The sequence below is a fragment of the Methylobacterium sp. 17Sr1-1 genome (assembly GCF_003173775.1).
GTDB lineage: Bacteria > Pseudomonadota > Alphaproteobacteria > Rhizobiales > Beijerinckiaceae > Methylobacterium.
Map to the genome: position 1 here is coordinate 545,155 of NZ_CP029552.1, position 15,186 is coordinate 560,340.

Consider the following 15,186-nt stretch of genomic DNA (forward strand, 5'->3'; position numbering starts at 1 on the left):
TCGGTCAGGGGCCGCGGGCATTCCCGTCTCGACGCCGCCGACCCTCAGGCGCGTCGCTTCCGGCCCGATCGCCGCGTGCCGACCTGGAACGGCGTCGGCGCCGCGGCCAGGATCGGCTTCCAGGTCGCGCTCCAGTCTTCGAGGGGGGTGGGATCGGACTTGTGGACCAAGTCGAGGAAGGCGAGCCCGACCTCGGCGGTGGCCCGCTTCACCAGGGGGTTCAGCGGCCCGCCGTTCCGCAGGGAGCGGTCGGTGAAGACGTTGTGCGGACCGCCCTGGAACACGACCAGGGCCTTCCGGGGAGTCGGGATCGCCGCGTAGACGTCGATGCGGTCCTGGACGGGCGAATAGCGGCCCGGGATGCGGATCGTGTCCTCCGTCGTGGTGACATGGAGCGTCGGGACGTCGACCGAAGCGAGGACCGCCGCGAGGTCGGTCTCGCCGTAGAAGGGCGGCGCCGAGATCACGATGCTCGCCGTGAACCGCGGGTCCCGGAAACCCAAGGGTCTCCCGTCGCGGATCACCTGGGCGCCGGTGAGGATCAGGGTCGTGTTCGCCCCGAAGGAGTGCCCGGCCGCGACGATGCGCTTGCGGTCGATGGCGGAATGGAAGGGGCTGTCGCGCTGCAGCAGGCGGTCGAGGCCGAAGCTCACGTCCCGCGTCCGTTCGATGGCCTCGCGCTCGTCCGCCGCGTCGCCGAGGCGGTCGAGGAGCAACAGGGGGTTGCCCTGCCACAGCGTCTCGTCGCTGCCGACGTGCTGGATGTGCAGGCTGGCGACACCGCGTGCCGACCATCCCTCGCCGAGGTAGCTGTAGCCCTTCCGGGAGCCGCCGAGCCCGTGGGAGAAGACGATCAGCGGGACCGGACCCGTCCGGGTCGAGGCGGCCGGCCAGTAGAGCCGGGCCGGCACCACACGGTCGCGGGCCGTGTCGACCCATTCGAAGTCGATCACCTGAGCCTCGTCGGACGCCGGCAGCGCCAGGGCCGGCCGTCCTGGGAGCAGGCTTCCGGCACCGGCCGCCAGCACCATGGCGCCGAAGCGGCGGCGGTCGAGGCCGCGGGTGGCGGTCCCGGCGGAGGTGAGCGGCTGGGATGGAGTGGCGTCGACGATGGCCATGGATGTCTCGCAGGAGCCCGGCTGTCGGATCGCACCGGCCGGAACCGTATGGCTACGGTTTGACGCGGGTGGGCTCGGTCGTCTGTGTTCCCTCGCACGGTCACGAGCCTGGATCGCGGTCCCTTGCGGACACTCGAGACGCTGCCGTTGAAGGTGCGAATGGGGTCGAAAAAGCAGCCCCTCCCGTCGCCGAACCGGTCAGGCTCCGACCCGAGCCGCCGGTCCTACCCCCGGAACCGCCACACCCCCGTCCGCTTGATCTCGGCATCCTCCAGCGCCCGGGTCACCGGCACCGCGTAGGTCGCGAGGGACTCCAGCCGGTCCTTCGGCAGGTAGGCCCGGCCGGGATCGCCGAGCAGCACCCGGGCGCCGCGGGCGTGCAGGCCCGCCAGCCAGTCGCCGACCCGGGCGGCGAGGTCGCGCTCGTAGAAGATGTCGGCGGCGAGTACGCAGTCCCAGCCCTCGTCGCGGCCGATGAGGTCGGCGCCCGTCGCGGCGATGCGCTCCGCGACGCCGTTCTCGGCCGCGTTGAGGCCGATCGCCGCGAGGGCGAAGGGATCGAGATCGCTCGCCTCGACCGAGGCCGCACCCGCCATCGCCGCCGCGATGGCGACGAGGCCGGAGCCGGAGGCGAAATCGAGCACCCGGGCGCCAGCCACGGTCCTGGGATTCTCCAGCACGTAGGCGGCGAGCGCTTGGCCCCCGGCCCAGGCGAAGGCCCAGAACGGCGGCGGCAGGCCGATCTCGCCGAGTTCCTCCTCGGTGCGGCCCCACAGCTCCGTCGCCTCGTCGGCGACGTGCAGGCGGATCGCGGGCGCGTGCGGCACCGGGCGCAAAGCGGTATGGGCGCGGACGAAGTCGACCGGATCCATCAGGCGAGCTCCTCGTAGAGGCGCAGGACCTGGGCCGTCACGGCGGCCTCGGTGAAGCCGCCGGTGATGACCCGGGCGCGGGCCGCCGCTCCCATCCGGGCGACGAGGGCGGGATCGGCGGCGAGCCGCACCATCGCGGCGGCGAGGGCCTTCGGGTCGTCCCGCGGCACGACCAGCCCCTCGATCCCGTCCCGCACCAGGGTCCGGCAGCCCGGCACGTCGGTGGTGAGGATCGCCCGGCCGCTCGCGGCGGCCTCCAGGAGCGCCCGCGGCAGGCCTTCGCCCCCGCGCGAGGGCAGGCAGGCGACGTGGGCGCGGGCGAGGGCGCCGGCGACGTCGTCGGTGGGGCCGTGCCAGACGATTCCGTCGCGCGACCATTCGCGCAACGTGGCTTCCGGGATGGCGCGGCGGTTCGACGGGTCGGGCGCGCCGTGGAGGGCGAGTTCGAGAGTCGCGCCCTCGGCCCGGGCGAGACGGGCGGCCTCCACGGCCGTGTCGATCCCCTTCGACCACAGCATCCGGGCGGTGAGCGCGATCCGCAGCGGCGGCTGCGGCGGCAGGGCGCTCGGCACCCAGACCTCGGGGTCGATGCCGGCGCCGCCGACCACCGCGACCTTCGGGCTGTCCGGGTCGAGGCCGAGGAGCCGCGCGTCGTCCGGGTTCTCGAACAGGTAGCGGGTGCGGGCGGTCTCGAGCGGGCCGCGGATCAGGAGCCGCAGCGCGGTGCGGGCGAGGCGCCCCGTCCGGTCCTGGCGGGCGCCGATCAGCCCGAGGCCGGTGAGCGCATAGACCCGCGACGGGATGCCGGCGAGCAGGGCCGCCGTCCCGCCGATCAGGATGCCGCGCAGCGCGATGCAGTGGACGATGTCGGCCTTGAGCTCTTTCAGGATCCCGGCGAGCTGGCCTGCGGCGTAGCCCGCCGCCATCGGGTTGAGGCTCGACCGCTCGGCCTCGAGCGCCACCACCCGGGCGCCGGTGGCGGCGATGGTTTCGCGATGCGCCCGCACCCGGGTGACGACCGAGACGGTGTGCCCGGCCGCCACCGCGGCGCGGGCCATCGGCAGGAAGTGCGAGGCGAAGAACCAGTCCTCGGTGACCACGAAGGCGACGTGCGGCCGTCGTCCCTCTCCGCCCGCGTCCTGTGGCTGCACCGTCGTCTCTCCCGCTCGAGGTCACGCCCTCCCTACAGCCTGGCGCGGCGCCGGGATACCGCCGGGCCATACTCCGCGCCCGTAGGAACCGGGACGGGCTCGCGCCGGTTGAGTCCGACCGGAACCCGTGAGGTCGTGAAGCCCATGCTGTCGGATCCCGAGATGGCGGAATCGGCCGCCGAGGATCGCGTCGACACCCGCGACGCCGCCCGCGAGGCGGGCCTTCGCTACGTCAGCGACGAGGAGCCGGGCTATCGCCGCAAGCGCAACGGCCGCGGCTTCGCCTATGTCGACGGCAAGGGCGCGAAGGTGCGGGACGAAGCAGTTCTGGCGCGGATCCGATCGCTCGCGATCCCGCCGGCCTATACCGACGTGTGGATCTGCCGCCACGCCAACGGCCACATCCAGGCGACGGGGCGCGACGCCCGCGGCCGCAAGCAGTACCGTTACCACCCGGAGTTCCGCCAGGCCCGGGAGAGCACCAAGTTCGCCCACATGATGACCTTCGCCGAGGTGCTGCCGGGTCTCCGCGCGACGGTCGAGGAGCATATGGGCCGGCGCGGGCTGCCGCGCGAGAAGGTGCTGGCGACGGTGGTGCACCTGCTCGAGACCACCCTGATCCGGGTCGGCAACGACGACTACGCCAAGCAGAACAAGAGCTACGGCCTCACCACCCTGCGCGACCCGCACGTAACGATCGAGGGCAGGGAGCTGAAGTTCCGCTTCAAGGGCAAGAGCAACAAGGTCTGGGAGCTCGCGGTCCACGACCGCCGGGTGGCGAAGATCGTCAAGGCCTGCCAGGACCTGCCGGGCCAGGAGCTGTTCCAGTACCTCGACGAGGACGGCGAGCAGCGCGACGTGACCTCGGCCGACGTGAACGCTTACCTGCGCGAGATCACCGGCCGCGACATCACCGCCAAGGACTTTCGGACCTGGTCCGGTACGGTGCTGGCCGCGATGGCTCTGCGCGAGTTCGAGGCCTTCGACAGCGAGGCCAAGGCGAAGCGCAACGTCCGGGAGGCGATCGAGCGGGTGGCCGAGCGGCTCGGCAACACGCCGACGATCTGCCGCAAGTGCTACATCCACCCGGAGATCCTGGGCTGCTACCTCGAGGGCGAGCTGCTGCTCCAGGTCAAGGACGAGGTCGAGGCGGCTCTGCGCGAGGACATCGCGTCCCTGCGGCCGGAGGAGACGGCGGTGCTCGGCCTGCTCCGGGGGCGTCTCGCCAAGGTCGAGCAGGCGGCGAAGACCGCGGCCGGGCCCCTCAAGGGACGCAAGACGGGGACGGAGCCGGGCAAGACGCGCTCGGCCAAGGAGGGAAAGACCTCCTCGGCCGCCTCGGCGCGCTCCAGCAAGGTGGCGTCGCGCAAGGCTGCCTGATCCGGCCGATACAGGGCGGTCCCAAGGGACGGTCCCGAGAGACGGTCCCAGAGGAGGACCGCCCGATCCCGCGCCGTCCCTCAATGGGGGACGACGCGATGCGCCTCGTGGTTGATGCGCCGCAGCGGCCGGGCCTCGCCCTCGAGCACCGGCGCCAGGCCGATCTGCCGGGCGAGCTGCACCAGGTCCTTGAGCCGTCCGGTCTTGGTCTTGCGGCGCAGGTTGAGCCGGTGGGTCTCGACCGTGCGCACGCTCACCGTGAGGCGGCGTGCCACCTCCTTGTTGCTGAAGCCGGCCGAGAGGAAGCGCAGCACCTCGGCCTCCCGCGGGGTGAGCCCCAGGCTCTCGGCCACCGCTTCTGGGTCCTGGGTCTCGGCCTCGCCCTCGTGCAGCGGCAGGTCGTGGGCCAGCGCCAGGATCGTCGTGCAGATGTCGCGCGGCGCCGCGCAGCGGGCCACGAAGGCGTCGGCCCCCGCGGCCGCGTACCGGCCGATCTCGGCCGCGTCGGCGGCCTGGAACGCGACCAGGATCCGGACGTCCGGCGCCCGCTCGCGCAAGGACGCCACCGCCGCCGGATCGTATTCGGGCGCGAAGGCGAGGACGACGCAAGTCGAGCCGGAGTCCCGCAGCTCCTCCTCGCCCACCGTCCGCAAGGTCGGGGTGTGTTCCAGCGTCGCCCGGAAGGCGGTGCCGAGATCCGACGGCTCGTTGATGATCAGAACCTTCACGGCGTCACTCATGCCGCTTGCCCTCCGTCCCAGCGCGATACAGGCGCGGTGTCCATGGAGGAGACTGATCAATCTCCGTTCCACGTCGGCGGCCGCGGGCGTGTCCCGTCCGGCTGCGGGCCTTTGCAAGGGTGCGCCCGAGGGGAGAAGTGCCTAGGTAGACCGACTCCGCGGCAGGATGTCGCGAATCTCGGAGCTCGGGGAGCCGCGCGGGGGAGCGGCGGGGCCCGGGCGTCCGGTCCAGTTTGGAACGCGGGCCTCGGTACTTTCCCGCATTGGGTCAAGCCGGGACGGCGCGCTCCAGGAACGGGCTGACCGGAAGCGCGCGGCAGGGCGGGAACGGTCCGCGGGGCGTGAAGCCCGCGCGGCGGTAGAGCGCCTGTGCCTCCTCGTTGCGGATGCCGACTTCGAGCACGATCACCCGGGCGCCGAGCCCCCGGGCCTGCGCCTCGGCGCCCCGCGCCAGGGCGGATCCGACGCCGCGCCCGCGCGCCTGCGCGGCGACGATCAGGCGCTTCAGCTCGACCATACCGTCGCCGCGCTCGATCACCGCGCAGAGGCCGACCGCTTCGGTGGCGACGCGCGCCACGAGGAGGTGAGTTCCCGGTACCGCCAGGCTCTCGGGTGTGATCGGGCGGCGCGGCGCGTCCGGATAGAGCCGCGCCGCCACGGCATCCGCCAGCGACAGCAGCGCCGGCACGTCGTCCTGCAGGGGTGTCTCGACCCGGATGGTCACGGCCGTCGTCATGACGCCCAGGGGATTGCGCAACAGCGGTTGCCGGTTTTGCGAAAAAAAATCTGCGACAAAACAAGAACCTCAGCGGACGAAGCGCTGGCCTGACAACGCTTCGTCCGCTGAGGGTAGCCGGGTTCGGCCGCGGCCGGAACGGTCCGATGGTCCGGCCGGGCGATCAGCCGGGCTCCCCGACCCTGAGCACGGTCTGGCGGAACGGCCCGCCCTGCGCCGCCGCGTGGGCGACGGCCGCGTTCGCCTCCTCGAGCGGGAACGCCGTCACGGCGTATTCCTCCAGGCGCAGCAGCCCGGCGCGGACGAGCCCGGCCATCCGCCCGACCGCGTCCGGCGGGTACATCCATTGGCCCCGCACCGTGATGTCGTTGCGCATGATCCACGGGTACGGCAGCGCCAGGTCGTCCCCGCCGAGCATGCCGACGCCGCCCATCAGCACCACCCGCCCGTAGGGGCGCACGCTCATCACCGCCGCCCGCACCACCGTCGCGGCGGCAGAGGGCGGCAGGATGTCGAGCACGCAATCGATCGGGCCGGGTGCGGCGGCCATCATGCGGGCCCGGTCCGCCGCCTCGTCGCCGGTCAGCGTCACCGGACGGATCCGGGCGCCGAAGCGCCGGACGAGATCGGCGAGGATCCGCTCGTTGCGGCCCGGGGCGACCACGCAGGCCGCCCCCATGGCGAGGCCGGCCGCGACGGCGGCGCTGCCGAAATGGCCGGTCGCGCCGCTCACCAGCAGCGTCTCGCCGGCCCGGAGGTTCGCCGCCAAGAGGCCGCCATAGGGAACCAGCAGGGTGTTGAGCGCGCACCAGTGCCCGGCCTGCGCCTCGGCGATCGGGCCGATGCGGATCGCGTTCTCGGTCGGCACCCGCACCCGCTCGGCGAAGGCGCCGTCCCGGTGGTAGGCCTGGAGCCTCTGCCCGCCCTCGCCCCGGGCGCTCCAGCCCTGGAGCACGATGTCCGGCATGGCGGCGTCGTCGCGCGAACGCACGGTCGGGTCGCAGAACACCCAGTCGCCGACCGCGAGCTTCGTCGCGTCGGGGCCGATCGCGCGCACCCGGCCGACCGCCCCGCAGCCGGGAATGACCGGCGCCGGCAGCAGGTAGCGGCGCGCCCCGGACAGGACCTCGCCGGTATAGGGCAGCACCGGAGCGGCCGCGACGTCGACGACCACCTCGCCCGTCCCGATCACCGGGTCCGGGACCTCCGCGACGACCAGCGGCGACCCGAACGCCTTGAGCACGGCAGCCTTCATCTCTTCGCCTCCTCTGCGGGATGCGCGGAGGATGGCGCCTGAGACGGGGGCCGGAAGGCCTGGTATTATCCTGGGATTGAGGAGACCCACCGTCGCGCGGGAGGTACGGATGAGCGATCCCCGGCAGAAGGCGTTCGGCGACTTCCTGCGCTCGCGCCGCGAGCAGCTCGATCCGGCCCGCCTGGCGATCCCGTCCCTGCGGCGGCGCCGGACCCCGGGCCTGCGCCGCGAGGAGGTCGCCGAGCGGGCCGGCATCGGCATCGACTGGTACGTGCGCCTGGAGCAGGGGCGCGACGTCGGCCCATCGGCCGCCACGATCGATGCCCTCGCTCGGGCGCTGTGCCTGAGCGAGGCCGAGCACGCGCATCTGCGCGCCCTGGCCCGCCGCGGCCGGCCGTCGGCCTTCATGCGCGAGGTGGTGCCGCCGACGATCGCCCGCCTCGTCCGCGGCCTGCCGCAGCCGGCCTACGTCACCGGCCGGCGCTGGGATCTGCTGGCCTGGAACCAGGCCGCCGCCGACCTGTTCGGCTTCGACGACCTCGCCGAGGGGGAGCGCAACATCCTCCACTTCGTCCTGACCGACGCTCGGGCGCGGGCCCTGTTCGGGCCGGCCTGGGCGCAGGAGGCGCAGCGTATGGTGGCGCAGTTCCGCGCCGTCCACGACCTCTCGGCGGCCGATCCGGCGTTCCTCGATCTCCTCGGCCGCCTCACCGAGGGCTGCCCGCTCTTCCCCGGGTGGTGGCGCGCGCACGAGGTGCGCGGCGGGGGCGGCGGGCGCAAGGTGCTGCACCATCCGGGGCGCGGCCGGCTCGTCTTCGACTACGCGACCTTCCAGGCGACCGGCGATCCCGCGCTCAAGCTCGCGATCTACGCGCCCGCGGAACCCTGAGGCTATCCCGCCCGCGCCAGGATCAGGTCGGTGGCCGCCGAGACGACCCGGTTGCGCCCCGTGCTCTTGGCCTCGTAGAGGGCGATGTCGGCGCGCTTGAGCAGGCCGCCGACGGTCTCGCCCTCCGACCAGGTGCTGACGCCGAAGCTCGCGGTGAGCTGCACCGGGCCGCGCTGGCCCTTGAAGCGCAGCTGCGTGCAGCGCAGCCGCAGGCGCCCGGCGGCGGCCTCGGCCTCCTCCAGGGTGCGCCCGGGGAGCGCCAGGGCGAATTCCTCGCCGCCGATGCGCCCGGCGATGCCGCCGGCCTCGGTCAGCAGCTCGCCGGCGACGCCGCGGATCGCCGTGTCGCCGAGCTCGTGGCCGTGCTGGTCGTTGAGGGCCTTGAAGTGGTCGACGTCGACGAGGATCATCGACAGCCGGCCATGGGCGCCGGCCCGGTCGGCGACGTCGCCGACCCGCTGCAGGAAGGCGCGACGGTTGAGGAGCCCGGTCAGCGCGTCGGCCTCGGCCAGCCGGATCAGCTCGCGCTGCATCCCGGTCATCCGCTCGGCCGCTCGCAGGCGGGCATAGAGCTCCTCCGGGCCCGGCGGCTTGTCGATGAAGTCGTCCGAGCCGCTGTCGAGCGCCTCCGCCAGGTTGCGGGCGTTGCGGGCCGACGACATGGTGATGATGTAGAGCGGCCGGTGCGCGTCCGCGAGGAGGCGGGCCGACCAGCACAGTTCGAGGCCGCTCAAGGGGCGGACCTCGAGGCTGGTGATCATCGCGGTGACCGACGCGTTGTCGGTGATGAAATCGAGGGCCTCGCGCGAATCCGTGAACGTGTCCACGGTGTGCCCGCGGGGGGTCAGGAGCCCGCTGATGACCTTGAGCACCACCCGGCTCGGATCGACGACGACGATGTGCATGGCGCCCCCCGGCAGGAGGACCAACTCCCGCTTCCCGCGACGAGGTTGCGCGCGAAGGTTTAACGTCGCCTCAAGGCGCGGCGCGCAATCGCGGGGCTTACGGTGATGCCGGAGAAGACCGTGCCGACCACGCCGGACGGGCGCTACATCGTGGTGCGCGGGCGGCTCTGGCGCCGCGCGAATCCGGGCCTGCCGGATGGCGTGCGCGAAGCCCTGGTGCAGGACCTGATGCGGGCCCGCCGCGCGGTGCGCGCCGCGAAGGGGGAGGGCGGGGCGGCGCTCTCCGCGGCGAGGGCCGCCGTCGATGCGGCCAAGCACGGCCTCGGCGAGCGCGGCCCGCCCTGGTGGACGGACGGGGCGCCGGACTTCAACCGGCACCTCGCCCGCAACACGCCCTATGCGGAGTGGTTCGCCGGGCTCGCGAGCGAGTGATCCGTCAATCGACGATCCCGAGCGCGCGCATGCGCCCGATCGTCTCCATCAGCTTCGGGCCGGTGTCCTTGCGCAGGACCTCCTCGGTGAGCAGGAAGGCCGGGCCGCTGATGTTGAGCGCGAAGCGGCCGCGCCCGCCGGGGGCGTGGATCGGCGCCGCGACGGCGTTGATGTCCTGGTGCCAGATGCCGACCCCGACGCAGAAGCCGTGCCGGGCGATCTCGTCGGCGCAGCGGCGATAGGTCTGGTCGAGGCGGGCCGCATCCGTCCCGTCGCGGCGCAGGCGGGTCATGAGCGCGGTGCGCTCCGCCTCGCCGAGGCTCGTCAGCGTCGCCATGCCCATGGCGCTGCGGGCGAGCGGCAGGCGGTAGCCGACCTCGCTCGACAGGACGATGCGCTGGCCCTGGCCGCGCCAGAGCTGGACGTAGACGCTCGACAGCCCGTCGAGGAGGCCGAGGGCCACGTGGGCCTGCACCGCGGTGGCGAGATCCTGCAGGAACGGCTTCACCATCTGCGGGAACGAATTCTGGCGCAGGAAGGCGGCGCTCAGCGCCAGCACCGCCGGCCCCAGGCCGTAGCGCTCCCCCTCCGGGTCGTGCACCAGGTAGCCGAGGGAGAGCAGCGTGTGGGTCAGGCGCGAGACGGTCGGCTTCGGCAGGCCGGTGCGGGCCGCGATCTCGCGGTTGCCCAGCATCTCGGCCGCGTCCCGGAAGGCGCGCAGGACCTGCAGGCCGCGGGCGAGCGCGGTGACGAATTGCCGGTCGCCGTCCTCCGGCTCCACGATGTCCTGCGTGATCGCGCCGGCGCGTGCCGCCACCGCCTGTGCCATGCTGCCGCCTCCCTCCCGCGCCCTGTTCGTCTGGTGCTCGTCCCGGGCCGCCCTAGGGTGCCGATCCGGCGCCGGATCGGCAACATGTTTCGCGATGCGGATCGTCATTTCGCGTCTTGACCCGTCCCGGACGCGGAGGCAGTGTCTGCCCAAGGCGGGCGAGGACCCGTCGGCGACGCCGAACGCGGCGCGCCCCAAGAACGATGGAACGCCATTCCAGGAGGACGCCTTGGTCAAGACCCTCGCGCGCATCACGGCCGCCGGCCTCGTGGCCCTGGCGGCCTCGACCGCGCTCGCCGCGCCGATGAGCCTGAAGATCGCCTTCGTCGATCCGCTCTCCGGCGGCGGGGCCAGCACCGGCGAGGCCGGGCTCAAGACCTTCCAGTTCATGGCCGAGCAGATCAACGCCAAGAACCCGGACCTGAAGCTCGAGGTGATGGGCTACGACAACAAGCTCAACCCGCAGGAGAGCCTGGTCCAGCTCCAGAAGGCGATCGATTCCGGCGCCAGGGTGGTGGTGCAGGGTAACGGCTCCTCGGTCGGCGCCGCGCTGATCGACTTCGTCGGCAAGTACAACGATCGCAATCCCGGCAAAGAGATCATCTATCTCAACTACGCCGCGGTCGATCCGGCGCTGACGAACGCCAAGTGCAATTACTGGCACTTCCGGTTCGACGCCAATTCCGACATCAAGATGCAGGCTCTGACCAACTACATCAAGGGCAAGCCGGAGATCAAGAAGGTCTACCTGATCAACCAGGACTACTCGCACGGCCAGGCGGTGCGCGCCGCCGCCCGGGCGATGCTGAAGGAGAAGCGGCCCGACATCCAGATCGTCGGCGACGAGGTGGCGCCGCTGCAGAAGGTCAACGACTTCTCGCCCTACATCGCCAAGATCAAGGCCTCGGGCGCCGACACGGTGATCACCGGCAACTGGGCACAGGACATGGCCCTGCTGCTCAAGGCCGCTGGCGATGCCGGGCTGCCGGCCCACTTCTACACCTATTACGGCGGCGGCAGCGGCGGTCCGACGGCGATCAAGCAGGCGAACCTCCCCGACCGGGTCTTCCAGATCTCCGAGGGCTACGCCAACATCGACTACAAGCCCGGCCACGACTTTGAGACCGCCTTCCGCGCCAAGACCGGCCAGGAGCTGACCTACCCGCGGGTGGTCAACCTGATGAACATCCTGGCCAAGGCGACGCTGGCCGCCAAGTCGACCGACCCGAAGGCGATCGCCAAGGCGATGGATTCGATCCACCAGGACACGCTCTACGGCAAGGACAGCTTCATCCGCCCGGACGACCACCAGATCTTCCAGCCGATCTACATCTCGCGCTTCGGGCCGGTCGACACGTCGAAGGTTCTCGACAGCGAGAATACCGGCTGGGGCTGGACCGGCGACGGCGTGGTCGAGGCGAAGGACACCCTGCTGCCGACCACCTGCAAGATGGATCGGCCGAGCTGAGGCGAAGTGGGCGGCGTCCCACGAGATATGGGGTGCCGCATCACGCGTCGCGAACGACATGAGCTGAACGGCCCTTTCCCGGACGACTGGAGCGAAGCGGAAGGAGATCCGGGATCCAGGAGAGAAGTGCCGCGAAGCGGCTCTCTCTTTGCACCGTTGCAGACAAACGGACGCTTCGCGACTTTTAACGCTGGATCCCGGATCTCTTTCCGCTGACGCTTCAGTCGTCCGGGAAAGGGCGGGGTTGATCAAGTCTTGAGGCCGCGGCGAGTGCCCCTTGCCGGGCCCCGCCCCTTCGGCGCCCCGCACCGGCAGGAGCCCCCGCGTGCTCGAACTCCTCATCGTCTCGACGCTGAACGGCGTGCTCTACGGGATGCTGCTCTTCCTGATGGCGAGCGGCCTCACCCTCATCTTCAGCATGATGGGCGTGCTCAACTTCGCCCATGCCAGCTTCTACATGCTGGGCGCATTCTTCGGCTACCAGATCAGCAAGTTCACCGGATTCTGGATCGGCCTCGTCGCCGCGCCGCTGGTGGTCGGCGGGATCGGGGCGCTCGTCGAGCGCTACGGCCTGCGCAACGTCCACCGCCACGGCCACGTGCCGGAACTCCTCTTCACCTTCGGCCTCGCCTACGTGATCGAGGAGGTGGTGCAGATGGTCTGGGGCAAGCTGCCGGTCGATTACCGGGTGCCGGCGATCCTCGACTTCCCGGCCTTCACGGTGTTCGGCACCAACTACCCGGCCTACAAGCTGTTCATGCTGGTGATCTCGGTGGCGATCTTCATCGCCCTGCTCGTCGCCCTGACGCGCACCCGGGTCGGGCTGATCATCCAGGCGGCGCTGACCCATCCCAACATGGTGGCGATGCTCGGCCACGACGTGCCGAAGGTGTTCATGCTGGTCTTCGGCGTCGGTACCGGGCTCGCGGCGGTGGCCGGCGTCATCGCCGGGCCGGCTTTGGTGACGCAGGCCAACATGGCGGGCCTGCTCGGGCCGATCCTGTTCGTGGTCGTGGTGGTGGGCGGCCTCGGCTCGCTCACCGGCGCCTTCGCGGCCTCGCTGCTGATCGGGCTGGTCCAGACCTTCGCGATCTCGCTCGACGTCTCGGTCGCCAGCGTGTTCCAGGCGATCGGCATCGACGCCGCGCCGTCGGGCGGCGTGCTGGGCGACCTCTGGAACGTGACGATCGCCCAGGTCGGGCCGATCATCCCCTACCTCCTGCTGGTCCTCGTGCTGATCGCGCGGCCGACCGGCCTGCTCGGGAACCGCGAAGCATGAGCGACCTTGCCGACATCGCGCCGTCCGGGTCCTTCGCGCAGGCCGCCGCCCGCCCGTCGATCCGCCCGCGGGGTGCGAGCCTCGCCGCCCAGGTCCTGCCCTGGCTCGCCGCCGCCGCGATCCTGGTCGCGGCGCCCCTCGTCTTCACCAGCGGCACGGCGCTGACCATGATGAGCCTGATGGGCATCATGGTGGTGTTCTCCCTGTCCTACAACATGCTGCTCGGGCAGACCGGTCTCCTGTCCTTCGGCCACGCGGTCTATTACGGGCTCGGCGCCTTCTTCACCGTCCACGCGATGAACCTCGTGGCGTCCTTGCGCCTGCCCATCCCGCTGCCGCTGATGCCGGTGGTCGGGGGGCTCGCGGGCCTCGCCTTCGGGATCCTGTTCGGGGTCATCTCGACGCGGCGCGCCGGCACCGTCTTCGCCATGATCTCCCTCGGCATCGCCGAGCTGGTCTCGTCCGGCTCGCACATCCTGCACAGCTTCTTCGGCGGCGAGGAGGGCATCACGGCGAACCGGACCAAGATGCTGCGCCTGTTCGACCTCAATTTCGGGCCGCAGATCCAGGTCTATTACCTCATCGCCGCCTGGTGCCTGATCTGCGCGATCGCGATGTACGCGATCACCCGCACGCCGCTCGGGCGCCTGTGCAATGCCGTGCGGGAGAACCCGGAGCGGGTCGAGTTCCTCGGCTACGAGCCGCAATCGATCCGCATCACCGCCTTCTGCCTCTCGGCACTGTTCGCCGGCGTGGCCGGTGCTCTCGCGGGCATCAACTTCGAGATCGCCAACTCGGCCTATCTCGGCGTGCACCAGTCGGGCGTGGTGCTGCTCGCGACCTTCATCGGCGGCATCGGCACTTTCGTCGGCCCGGTCGTCGGCGCGGTGGTGGTGACGCTGCTCCAGGTCTCGCTCAGCGACCTGACGGAGGTCTGGCAGCTCTATTTCGGGCTTCTGTTCATCGCCATCGTGATGTTCGCCCCCGGCGGCATCGCCGGCCTCGCCCTGATGCACGGGCCGCTCCTGCGCGCCGGCACCGCCCACCGGCTGCTGCCGGCCTACCTCCTGGCTCTGGGTCCCTTCCTGGTCATGCTGGCCGGCCTCATCGCGGTGATCGAGATGGCGTTCCGGGTGCTGGTCAAGGCGAGCGACGGCACCGAGATGAGCCTCGTCGGCATTCCCTTCGACGCCGCCCATGTCCTGCCCTGGGTCGTCGCCGGCGCGATGGCGGTCGGCGGCGGGCTGGCCTTGCGCACCGTGCTGCCCCGGGTCGCGGCCGCCTGGCACGAGGCCTCCGACGCCGCCAAGGAGAAGCTGGCATGAATTCCGTCAGCATGAATCCCGTCAGCATGAATCCCGTCGGTCCCAGCCCCGCGATCGAGTTGTCCGGCGTCAACAAGAGCTTCGGCCCGGCCAAGATCATCAACGGCGTCGACCTCTCCGTGCCGGTGGGCGAGCGCCACGCCATCATCGGGCCGAACGGCGCCGGCAAGTCGACCCTGTTCCACCTGATCAGCGGCCGCTTCGCGCCGACGAGCGGCACGATCCGGCTGGAGGGCCAGGACATCACCGGCTGGCGCCCGGCGGCGATCAACCGGGCCGGCCTCGCCCGCAGCTTCCAGGTCACCAACATCTTCCCCAAGCTCAGCGTGTGGGAGAACGTGCGCTGCGCGGTGCTGCGGGCGATGGGCCACGGCCCGTCCTTCTGGCGCGGGGTCGAGAGCCTGCCGGGCGTCGCCGAGCGCACGGAGGAGATCCTCTCCCGCATCCGCCTCGGCCACCGCGCCTCCGTGGCGGCGGGGCTGCTGGCCTATGCCGAGCAGCGGGCGCTCGAGATCGGCATCGCCATCGCGAGCGACGCGCGGGTCATCCTCCTCGACGAGCCGATGGCCGGGATGAGCCACAGCGAGAGCGAGCACGCGACCCAGCTGATCCGCGAGGTCACGACGGGCCGCACCCTGCTGATGGTCGAGCACGACATGGCGGTGGTGTTCGGGCTCGCCGACCGCATCTCGGTCCTGGTCTACGGCCGCATCATCGCCACCGACACGCCCGCCCGCATCCGGGAGAACCGCGCCGTGCAGGAAGCCTATCTCGGCGTCGCCACCGGGGAGGAGGCCGCGTGAGCGC

At 71.6% G+C, this 15,186-nt stretch carries 15 protein-coding genes; 7 read left to right on the plus strand and 8 right to left on the minus strand.

The genetic code is table 11. From position 1 onward, the window contains the following. Positions 1-44: 44 nt before the first annotated feature. The 3 genes from DK412_RS02520 to DK412_RS02530 all read right to left on the minus strand — a co-directional run bounded on the left by DK412_RS02520 (position 45) and on the right by DK412_RS02530 (position 3,141). The gene (locus DK412_RS02520) at positions 45-1,118 is read right to left on the minus strand and encodes an acetylhydrolase (RefSeq protein WP_245447393.1); all 1,074 of its coding nucleotides are present in this window, start codon (positions 1,116-1,118) and stop codon (positions 45-47) included. Positions 1,119-1,342: 224 nt separating this feature from the next. After that, positions 1,343-1,990 (minus strand): methyltransferase, encoded by a 648-nt coding sequence (locus tag DK412_RS02525; RefSeq protein WP_109970658.1) that lies wholly within the window; start codon positions 1,988-1,990, stop codon positions 1,343-1,345. After that, the gene (locus tag DK412_RS02530; protein ID WP_109970659.1) at positions 1,990-3,141 is read right to left on the minus strand and encodes a glycosyltransferase family 4 protein; all 1,152 of its coding nucleotides are present in this window, start codon (positions 3,139-3,141) and stop codon (positions 1,990-1,992) included. The genes DK412_RS02525 and DK412_RS02530 overlap by 1 nt, the downstream gene beginning before the upstream one ends. Before the next feature lie 144 nt (positions 3,142-3,285). Between DK412_RS02530 and DK412_RS02535 the strand changes: the two genes are divergently transcribed. Then, on the plus strand, positions 3,286-4,521 hold the full coding sequence (locus DK412_RS02535) for a DNA topoisomerase IB (RefSeq protein WP_109970660.1): 1,236 nt from the start codon (positions 3,286-3,288) through the stop codon (positions 4,519-4,521). 80 nt (positions 4,522-4,601) lie between these two features. Here DK412_RS02535 and DK412_RS02540 read toward each other — a convergent pair whose 3' ends face one another. The 3 genes from DK412_RS02540 to DK412_RS02550 form a co-directional block, all read right to left on the minus strand. Next, positions 4,602-5,261 carry a LuxR C-terminal-related transcriptional regulator gene (locus tag DK412_RS02540; RefSeq protein WP_109970661.1) on the minus strand — a complete coding sequence of 220 codons (660 nt, stop codon included), beginning with the start codon at positions 5,259-5,261 and terminating at the stop codon, positions 4,602-4,604. 268 nt (positions 5,262-5,529) lie between these two features. Further along, the gene (locus DK412_RS02545; RefSeq protein ID WP_109970662.1) at positions 5,530-5,997 is read right to left on the minus strand and encodes a GNAT family N-acetyltransferase; all 468 of its coding nucleotides are present in this window, start codon (positions 5,995-5,997) and stop codon (positions 5,530-5,532) included. Between the two features lie 163 nt (positions 5,998-6,160). Continuing rightward, complete coding sequence (locus DK412_RS02550) at positions 6,161-7,252, minus strand: zinc-binding alcohol dehydrogenase family protein (protein ID WP_109970663.1); 1,092 nt, start codon at positions 7,250-7,252, stop codon at positions 6,161-6,163. Positions 7,253-7,361: 109 nt separating this feature from the next. Here DK412_RS02550 and DK412_RS02555 point away from each other — a divergent pair, with 109 nt between their 5' ends. Next, positions 7,362-8,141 carry a helix-turn-helix transcriptional regulator gene (locus DK412_RS02555; protein WP_109970664.1) on the plus strand — a complete coding sequence of 260 codons (780 nt, stop codon included), beginning with the start codon at positions 7,362-7,364 and terminating at the stop codon, positions 8,139-8,141. Between the two features lie 2 nt (positions 8,142-8,143). On the opposite strand, the gene DK412_RS02560 is transcribed toward DK412_RS02555, so the two are convergent. After that, on the minus strand, positions 8,144-9,046 hold the full coding sequence (locus DK412_RS02560) for a diguanylate cyclase (protein WP_109975017.1): 903 nt from the start codon (positions 9,044-9,046) through the stop codon (positions 8,144-8,146). Positions 9,047-9,151: 105 nt separating this feature from the next. Here DK412_RS02560 and DK412_RS02565 point away from each other — a divergent pair, with 105 nt between their 5' ends. After that, entirely contained in the window at positions 9,152-9,478 is a 327-nt protein-coding gene (locus DK412_RS02565; RefSeq protein WP_109970665.1) for a hypothetical protein, read from the plus strand. A gap of 4 nt (positions 9,479-9,482) precedes the next feature. On the opposite strand, the gene DK412_RS02570 is transcribed toward DK412_RS02565, so the two are convergent. Next, the gene (locus DK412_RS02570; RefSeq protein WP_109970666.1) at positions 9,483-10,307 is read right to left on the minus strand and encodes an IclR family transcriptional regulator; all 825 of its coding nucleotides are present in this window, start codon (positions 10,305-10,307) and stop codon (positions 9,483-9,485) included. 229 nt (positions 10,308-10,536) lie between these two features. On the opposite strand from DK412_RS02570, the gene DK412_RS02575 reads away from it, so the two are divergent. From DK412_RS02575 to DK412_RS02590, 4 genes are all read left to right on the plus strand, one after another. Beyond that, positions 10,537-11,775, plus strand: coding sequence for a branched-chain amino acid ABC transporter substrate-binding protein (locus DK412_RS02575; RefSeq protein ID WP_245447394.1), 1,239 nt, complete (start codon positions 10,537-10,539; stop codon positions 11,773-11,775). Positions 11,776-12,100: 325 nt separating this feature from the next. Further along, entirely contained in the window at positions 12,101-13,054 is a 954-nt protein-coding gene (locus tag DK412_RS02580; protein WP_109970668.1) for a branched-chain amino acid ABC transporter permease, read from the plus strand. Continuing rightward, positions 13,051-14,379 carry a branched-chain amino acid ABC transporter permease gene (locus tag DK412_RS02585; RefSeq protein ID WP_109970669.1) on the plus strand — a complete coding sequence of 443 codons (1,329 nt, stop codon included), beginning with the start codon at positions 13,051-13,053 and terminating at the stop codon, positions 14,377-14,379. Before DK412_RS02580 ends, DK412_RS02585 begins: the two co-directional genes overlap by 4 nt. Then, positions 14,376-15,182 (plus strand): ABC transporter ATP-binding protein, encoded by an 807-nt coding sequence (locus DK412_RS02590; RefSeq protein ID WP_245447395.1) that lies wholly within the window; start codon positions 14,376-14,378, stop codon positions 15,180-15,182. Before DK412_RS02585 ends, DK412_RS02590 begins: the two co-directional genes overlap by 4 nt. Positions 15,183-15,186: the final 4 nt, after the last annotated feature.